The following is a 7,294-nucleotide window of genomic DNA, read 5'->3' as shown; positions in this document are numbered from 1 at the left end:
CACCCCCTGCACCCCGTCGGGGGCGGCGCGGGCGGCGGCGGCCACGGGTTCGGCGCTGGCACCGCGGTCGACCAGGATGATCAGCGGGGGCAGCAGGCGGCGCCGCGGGACCGGCCGCTGGGCGACGTCGACCAGGTCCAGTGCGGGCAGCGACCGCCCGACCAGTGGCACCGATGTGCCCGTCTGCGGCAGGACGGTGGGTCGTTCGGTCCCCCGGGACGACCGGGGCCAGGTGACGGTGACCAGACCGACGGTGGTGGTGAGCACGGCCACCAGGAGTATCAGCAGGGGTAGCCCGAGCGGTGGCCGCCCGTCGGGGCGCGCGGTCAACCCCAGCCGGCGTCGCCACCGGCCGGACCGGGCCTGCCGGCGCAGCTCGCGGCGGAGCTGGGCGGCCTCCTCGGCGAGCGCCGACGCGTCGTCCGGCACCACCACCCGCCCCCACTCCGGTGGCAGGTCGGGCAGTCCGTGTCCCTCGGCGTCGGGCATGCCCATCGGACCCCCCGGGTCAGCGGTGCGGCGAGCGGGTGCGGTACCCCTCCAGCGTCCCGCACGGACCCTCCTGCCGCCAGACCTGGGCGGCCGGAGCGCCGCCGGGCTACCATGGGAGAAGCGCACAGCTGGAGAAATCCGCGCTCCGATCACCCGTACCGGGTTGTCATCCGCTGCTCACGGAGCGTGTTTGAACCACTGGTTTGGCCGCCTGTCAAGCCGAAGCAACGCCTCTCACAGGGCCCCTGAGCTGCGCCAACGGTCAGGACGGCAGCGGGACATTGGTGCCTGAGCGTGTTACCCTAGACACAGCGAAAGGGGTTTCGAACCTATGGTTTTCAGCGTCGGCGAGACCGTTGTTTACCCCCACCACGGGGCCGCACTCATCGAGGCAATCGAGACTCGGGTCATCAAGGGCGAACCCAAGCAGTACCTCGTCCTGAGGGTCGCGCAGGGTGACCTGACGGTCCGGGTGCCGGCCGAGAACGCCGAGATCGTGGGTGTGCGTGAGGTGGTCGGCGAAGAGGGCCTGGGAAAGGTCTTCGACGTGCTCCGTGCACCGCACACCGAGGAGCCGACCAACTGGTCGCGGCGTTACAAGGCGAATCTGGAGAAGCTGGCCTCCGGCAACCCGCTGAAGGTCGCCGAGGTCGTCCGCGACCTGTGGCGTCGGGAGCGGGAGCGGGGCCTGTCGGCGGGTGAGAAGCGCATGCTCGCCAAGGCCCGCGACATTCTCGTCGGCGAGGTCGCGCTGGCTGAGAAGAGCACCAAGGACGAGGCGGAGACGCTGCTCGACAAGGTCCTCACCGAGGCCTGATCCCACCGCATCGTCGTACCCACCCCGCAGCGAAGAATTCCCGAGGACCGCGACGTGACCGCGCAGCTCAATCCGCGCGGTGACGTCGCGGTCCTCGTTCCTGCGGCCGGTGCCGGCGTACGGCTCGGGCCGGGCGGTCCCAAGGCGCTCCGGCTCCTCGGCGGTGAACCCCTGCTGGTGCACGTGGTACGCCGGGTCGCCGCCGCCCCGTCGGTGCACACCGTCGTCGTCGCCGCGCCGGCCACCGAGGTCGACGCCGTCCGGCAGTTGCTGACCCCGGTCGCCCCGGTCCTGGTGGTGGCGGGCGGTGCCGAACGCCAGGCGTCGGTGGCGAACGCGCTGGCAGCGGTGCCGTCCGGACCCGACATCGTGCTGGTGCACGACGCGGCGCGGGCGCTCACCCCGCCCGCGCTCGTCGAGGCGGTGGCGGCAGCCGTCCGGGCCGGGCACGACGCGGTGATCCCGGTGCTCCCCGTCAGCGACACGATCAAGCGGGTGGACGCTGCCGGCGTCGTCCTCACCACCGTCGACAGGTCTGCCCTGCGGGCCGTGCAGACCCCGCAGGGTTTCCGCCGGGGAGTGCTCGCCGCCGCGCACGCCGCCGCCGGTGACCCGCTCACCGACGACGCCGGCCTGGTCGAGCAGCAGGGGGTGCCGGTGTTCTGCGTCCCCGGCTCCGAGTACGCGCTGAAGGTCACCCGCCCGTTCGACCTGACCCTGGCCGAGCACCTGCTGGCCGCCGGGCACTGACGCGTACCCTCGATCCATGATCGTTCCCAGGGTCGCCGTCGGCACCGACATCCACGCCTTCGCGGCCGGCCGGCCGTGCTGGCTGGCCGGCCTGCACTGGCCGGGCGAGGACGGCCTGGCCGGGCACTCCGACGCCGACGTGGTCGCCCACGCCGCCTGCAACGCGCTGCTCTCCGCCGCCGGGCTCGGTGATCTCGGGGCGAACTTCGGGGTGGACCAGCCGGAGTGGGCCGCCGCCTCCGGGGTCACGCTGCTCACCGAGTCCGCCCGCCGGGTCCGCGCCGCCGGGTACGCGATCGGCAACGTCTCGGTGCAGGTAGTCGGCAACCGGCCCCGGATCGGGCCACGGCGCGAGGAGGCGCAGCAGGTGCTCTCCGCGGCGGTCGGCGCACCGGTCACCGTCACCGCCGCCACCAGCGACGGCCTCGGCTTCACCGGGCGGGGCGAGGGCCTCGCCGGCATCGCGGTGGCCCTGGTCTACGACGCGTCGGCCGGGTAGGGCCGCGATGACCGACGACGAGTCGCCCCTCGACGGTTACCGGCAGCGGGCCCAGCTCCTGGCAGAGTTGGGCCGCCACGACGAGGCCACCGAGGAACTGGGCTTCGCGCTCGCCCTGGCCCCCGCCGACCCGGCCGCGCTGACGCTGCTGGCCCGGCTGCACCTCGCCGCCGGCCGCCCCGGTGAGGCGCTCGCCGCCGCCGACGCGGCGATCGCCCCACCCCGCCCCGACACCCCACCGCTCCCCGGACCGCCGCACCCGCCTGTGCCCCCGGGTCCGCCTGTGCCGCCAGGGCCGCCTGTGCCGCCTCCGGCGCCGGCTGTTCCCTCGGGCCCGGCTGACCGGTCAGGTGGGCCGGCACCGGCCGGCCCTACCGGATCATGGGCGGCGCCGGGGCAGGCGGGCCCTCCGACCCTGCCCGACCCGTCCGGATCGTCGCCGGACCGGCCCGCACCGCCTCTCGGCTCCGACCAGCCGGGGACGCCGTCCTTTCCCGGCCCAGGCGGTGCACCCGCCCCGGCCGGCGAATCCGGCCCGTCGGGGGAGGCGAGGGTGCCGACCGCCGCGCTGGTCGTCCGGGCCATCGCCCTCGCCGACCTGGGGGAGTACGCCGAGTCGGCGCGTACCGCCGATCGGATCCTGGCGGCCGGGCCGGGTGACGCGTACGCCCAGCGGAGCGCGGCGGCGATCCTGGCCGAGGCGCGCAACGGCCAGCCGGCGCTGAACGCGGCCTGGCGTGGGGTGGAGTTGGCCCCCGACGAGCCGCAGGCGCATCTGGTGCTGGCCCTGGTCGCCGGCCGGCTGGAGTTGTTCGACCTGGCCGAGCGGGCCTACCGGGAGGCGCTGCGGCTCGATCCGGAGCTGGCCGAGGCGCGGCACGACCCGGGGGTGCTGCGGTTGGAGCGGCGGCGCTGGGTGCTGGCGCTGGAACAGGTGGCCGCGTTGGCGCCGGTGCAGCCGGCGCGGGCCGAGAAGCTGCCGCTCTGGGCCGGGCTGCGTCGGCTCGTCCTGATCGGCAGCGGCTGGTCGCTGGTCGCCAGCCTGCTGCTCGCGTTCCTGGCCGCCGGCGGGGCGGGGGCGAGCCGGGTGGTGGCGGTGCTGGCGGCGGCCGGTGGCGCGCTGCTGGCCTGGCGGCTGTCCCGGCGGGTGCCCGAGCTGGGCCGGGTGGTCCTGCCGGCGCTGCGCCGCGAGGACCGCGCGTTGGCGTTCGCCGTGTACGCCGTCCCGGCCGGGCCGGCCCTGCTCCTGCTGTTCGCCCTGGTGGGCAGCCCGTGGCCGCTGGTGCTCGCGATCGCCCTCGCGGTGCCGGCGACCCTGATCGCCGCCACCCGTGCGGGCGTCTCCTAGCCTCGCGCCCCACCTCCGACCAACGACGGCTGGGCGAGCCGACGTGCCCGGGAAACCGCCGCCGAACCTCGACCGATCGAGGCACCCGGAGGGTCAGGGCTGGCGGTTCCAGGTCCAGGCGTAGCCCGGGTCCTCGCACTCGACGGCGGCGTCGCAGAGGTCGAGGGGGCGGAAGGTGTCGACCATGACGGCCAGTTCGTCGAAGAAGTCGACGCCGATCGAGCGTTCCGCCGCGCCGGGCTGCGGGCCGTGGGTGAAGCCGGACGGGTGCAGCGAGATCGAGCCCTGCCCGATGCCGGAGCCGCGCCGGGCCTCGTAGTTGCCGCCGGTGTAGAAGAGCATCTCGTCGGAGTCGACGTTGTGGTGGTGGTACGGCACCGGGATCGCGTCCGGGTGGTAGTCGACCTTGCGGGGCACGAACGAGCAGATCACGAAGTTGGGGCCCTGGAAGGTCTGGTGCACCGGTGGCGGCTGGTGCAGGCGACCGGTGATCGGCTCGAAGTCGTGGATGGAGAACGCCCACGGGTACTGGTGGCCGTCCCAGCCGACCACGTCGAACGGGTGGTGGGCGTAGACGTGCCGGGTCCAGGCGGTGCCGGTGGCCCGGGACCGGTGGCGGACCAGCACCTCCACGTCGGTGCCGTCGACCAGCAGGGGCGCGTCCGGCCCCCGGACGTCCCGCTCGCAGTAGGGGGAGTGTTCCAGGAACTGGCCGCGTACGGACAGGTAGCGCTTGGGTGGGCCGATGTGCCCGGTGGCCTCGATGGTGAGCAGCCGGACCGGGGCGTCGCCGGTGGGCACCAGCCGGTGGACCGTCGAGGTGGGGATCACCGCGTAGTCGCCGGCGACCAGGTCGAGCGCGCCGAAGGTGGACTCCAGCCGCAGCGTGCCCGCCTCGACGTAGAGGCACTCGTCGCCGGTGGCGTTGCGGTAGAGCGGGGACGGCCGATCGGCCAGCACGTACCCGATCCGGACGTCGTCGTTGGCGAGCAGGTGACGCCGGCCGAGCACCGGGTCGGCCCCCGCGCCGTCGAGCTTGTGGGTCTGCAGGTGGCGTGGCTTGAGCGGGTGGTTGGGCAGCCGGGTGTACCCGGGTGGGGTGAACTCCTCGGCGGCGACGATCGCGGTCGGCGGGTGCCGGTGGTAGAGCAGGGACGAGTCGGCGGAGAAGCCCTCCTGACCCATCAGCTCCTCGGTGTAGAGGCTGCCGTCGGGCTGGCGGAACTGGGTGTGCCGCTTGCGGGGAACCTCGCCGACGCTGCGGTAGTACGGCATGTCGCCTCCCGTATTGTCCCGATATCCGGCCGGTGGCGTCCGATAACCGGACGTCGCTGTCCGTTCCTTGACAGCGTCCCGTAGATTCTTGTCTCGTGTCAACGCAGGTCCCCCGCCTCCTCGCCGGACTCGTCGACGACGCCGCCGTCTTCCCGCCCGGCAGCGCGTCGCTGCCCGACGCCATCGCGGCGCACCGCGGACACCGCACCTCCTGGTACGCCGACCTGGTCGGTCCGCTGCTGGTGCCCGCCTCCGCCGTCGGCGGGCCGGACGGCCTGCCCGAGGGCACGGTGACCGGGCTGATCGGCGACACCGGCGTCGCCGGGGTGCCCGCCGCGCTGGCCGGGCTCGCCGCCGCCGGCATCGCCGTCCGGCAGGTCGAGGTGGCCGTCGCCCGCCGCGGCGAGGACCCCCAGCCGGGCCTGGCCGCGCTGCGCGGCGTGCTCGCCGGGCACGGTGACCTCGACTGGTACGCCGAACTGCCGCTGACCTTCGGGCTCACCGCCGCGCTGGACACCCTCGCCGAGGCCCGCGCGGCCGGCGAACCGGTCGCCGCGAAGTTCCGCACCGGCGGGCTGGCCGCCGAACTCTTCCCCACCCCCGTCGAGCTGGCCGCGGTGATCTGCGCCTGCCGGGACCGGGCGCTGCCGTTCAAGCTGACCGCCGGGCTGCACCACGCGCTGCGCCAGATCGACCCGGAGACCGGCTTCACCCACCACGGCTTCGGCAACGTGCTGGCCGCCACCCTCGCCGCCGCCGGCGACGCCGAGGTGGACGCGGTCGCCGCGCTGCTCGCCGACACCGACCCGCTGCGGGTGGTCGAACCGGTCCGGGCGGCCCGGGACGACGACCGTCCGCTGTGGATCGGGTTCGGCTCGTGCAGCGTGCGGGAACCACTGACCGATCTGATCCGGCTGGGGCTGGTGAACGGGGGATTCGACCGATGAGCTGGGTGACGGGCGCGGACGGCTCGGCGTACGGGGTGACCAACCTGCCGTACGGGGTGTTCCGGCACGACGGGCGGCCACCCCGGATCGGCGTACGCGTCGCCGACCTGGTGTTCGACCTGGCGGCAGCCGAGGAGGCCGGGCTGGTCCTCGCCGCCGGGGCGTTGCGCCGGCCCACCCTCAACGACTTCATGGCGCTCGGCCGCCCGCAGTGGACCTCGGTCCGGCAGCGCCTCGTCGAACTGCTCACCGACCCGACGCACCGGGGTGCCGTCGAGCCGCTGCTGGTGCCGCTGGCCGCCGTCGAGCTGCTGCTGCCGTTCGAGGTGGCCGACTACGTCGACTTCTACTCCTCCGAGCACCACGCCGGCAACGTCGGGCAGATCTTCCGCCCCGGCCAGCCGCCGCTGCTGCCGAACTGGAAGCACCTGCCGATCGGCTACCACGGCCGGGCCGGCACGGTGGTGGTCTCCGGCACCCCGGTCGTCCGCCCGAGCGGGCAGCGCGCCACCGGCGAGGGCCCCACCGTCGGCCCGTCCGTACGCCTCGACATCGAGGCCGAGGTGGGCTTCGTGGTCGGCGTGCCGAGCGCGCTCGGCGACCGGGTGCCCACCGGCGACTTCGCCGACCACGTCTTCGGGGTGGTGCTGGTCAACGACTGGTCGGCCCGGGACATCCAGGCGTGGGAATACCAGCCGCTCGGGCCGTTCCTCGGCAAGTCCTTCGCCACCTCCGTCTCCGCCTGGGTGACCCCGCTGGACGCCCTCGCCGACGCGTTCGTGCCGGCCCCCGAGCAGGACCCGCCGGTGCAGGACTACCTGCGCCAGACCCCGCATCTGGGCCTCGACCTGCGGCTTGCGGTCGAGTGGAACGGCGAGCGGGTCACCGAGCCGCCGTTCGCCGGCATGTACTGGACCCCCGCCCAGCAGCTGGCCCACCTCACCGTCAACGGCGCGTCCCTGCGGACCGGAGACCTGTACGCCTCGGGCACCGTCTCCGGCCCCGAGCGTGGCCAGGTGGGCTCGTTCCTGGAACTGACCTGGGGCGGGGCCGAACCGGTCACCGTCGGCGGCGACACCCGCACCTTCCTCGCCGACGGCGACACCGTCACGCTGCGGGCCACCGCGCCCGGCCCGGACGGCTCCACCATCGCCCTCGGCGAGGTC

Annotated in this window: 6 protein-coding genes and 3 pseudogenes; 7 read left to right on the top strand and 2 right to left on the bottom strand. The window is 74.6% G+C overall.

Going from position 1 to position 7,294, the window contains the following annotated elements; all coding sequences use genetic code 11:
• Window positions 1–489, bottom strand: a pseudogene (locus ACOJTC_RS20480) (hypothetical protein); the annotation flags it as partial.
• A 334-nt stretch (window positions 490–823) separates the two neighbouring features.
• Between ACOJTC_RS20480 and ACOJTC_RS20475 the strand changes: the two are divergent.
• From ACOJTC_RS20475 to ACOJTC_RS20455, 5 genes and pseudogenes are all read left to right on the top strand, one after another.
• On the top strand, window positions 824–1,309 hold the full coding sequence (locus ACOJTC_RS20475) for a CarD family transcriptional regulator (protein WP_007073334.1): 486 nt from the start codon (window positions 824–826) through the stop codon (window positions 1,307–1,309).
• Between the two features lie 54 nt (window positions 1,310–1,363).
• Window positions 1,364–2,059, top strand: a complete 696-nt coding sequence (gene ispD / locus ACOJTC_RS20470; protein ID WP_204927118.1) for a 2-C-methyl-D-erythritol 4-phosphate cytidylyltransferase — start codon at window positions 1,364–1,366, stop codon at window positions 2,057–2,059.
• A gap of 16 nt (window positions 2,060–2,075) precedes the next feature.
• Window positions 2,076–2,558, top strand: coding sequence for a 2-C-methyl-D-erythritol 2,4-cyclodiphosphate synthase (ispF, locus tag ACOJTC_RS20465; RefSeq protein ID WP_420118087.1), 483 nt, complete (start codon window positions 2,076–2,078; stop codon window positions 2,556–2,558).
• 7 nt (window positions 2,559–2,565) lie between these two features.
• Window positions 2,566–2,763, top strand: a pseudogene (locus ACOJTC_RS20460) (tetratricopeptide repeat protein); the annotation flags it as partial.
• A gap of 360 nt (window positions 2,764–3,123) precedes the next feature.
• Window positions 3,124–3,906: pseudogene (locus tag ACOJTC_RS20455) on the top strand (hypothetical protein); the annotation flags it as partial.
• 93 nt (window positions 3,907–3,999) lie between these two features.
• Here the strand turns inward: ACOJTC_RS20455 and ACOJTC_RS20450 are convergent.
• Entirely contained in the window at window positions 4,000–5,181 is a 1,182-nt protein-coding gene (locus tag ACOJTC_RS20450) for a homogentisate 1,2-dioxygenase (protein WP_420118086.1), read from the bottom strand.
• 95 nt (window positions 5,182–5,276) lie between these two features.
• On the opposite strand from ACOJTC_RS20450, the gene ACOJTC_RS20445 reads away from it, so the two are divergent.
• A complete protein-coding gene (locus tag ACOJTC_RS20445; RefSeq protein WP_420118085.1) occupies window positions 5,277–6,128 on the top strand; it encodes a hypothetical protein in 852 nt (283 codons plus the stop codon).
• On the top strand, window positions 6,125–7,294 hold a 1,170-nt coding region (fahA, locus tag ACOJTC_RS20440; protein WP_420118084.1), incomplete at its 3' end, for a fumarylacetoacetase. The genes ACOJTC_RS20445 and fahA, both read left to right, overlap by 4 nt.

The sequence above is a fragment of the Micromonospora sp. genome (assembly GCF_048594385.1).
In the GTDB taxonomy this organism is placed as follows: Bacteria; Actinomycetota; Actinomycetes; order Mycobacteriales; family Micromonosporaceae; genus Micromonospora; species Micromonospora wenchangensis.
The sequence above is the reverse complement of the archived record's forward strand: the minus strand, read 5'-3'. Positions and strand labels throughout refer to the sequence as shown.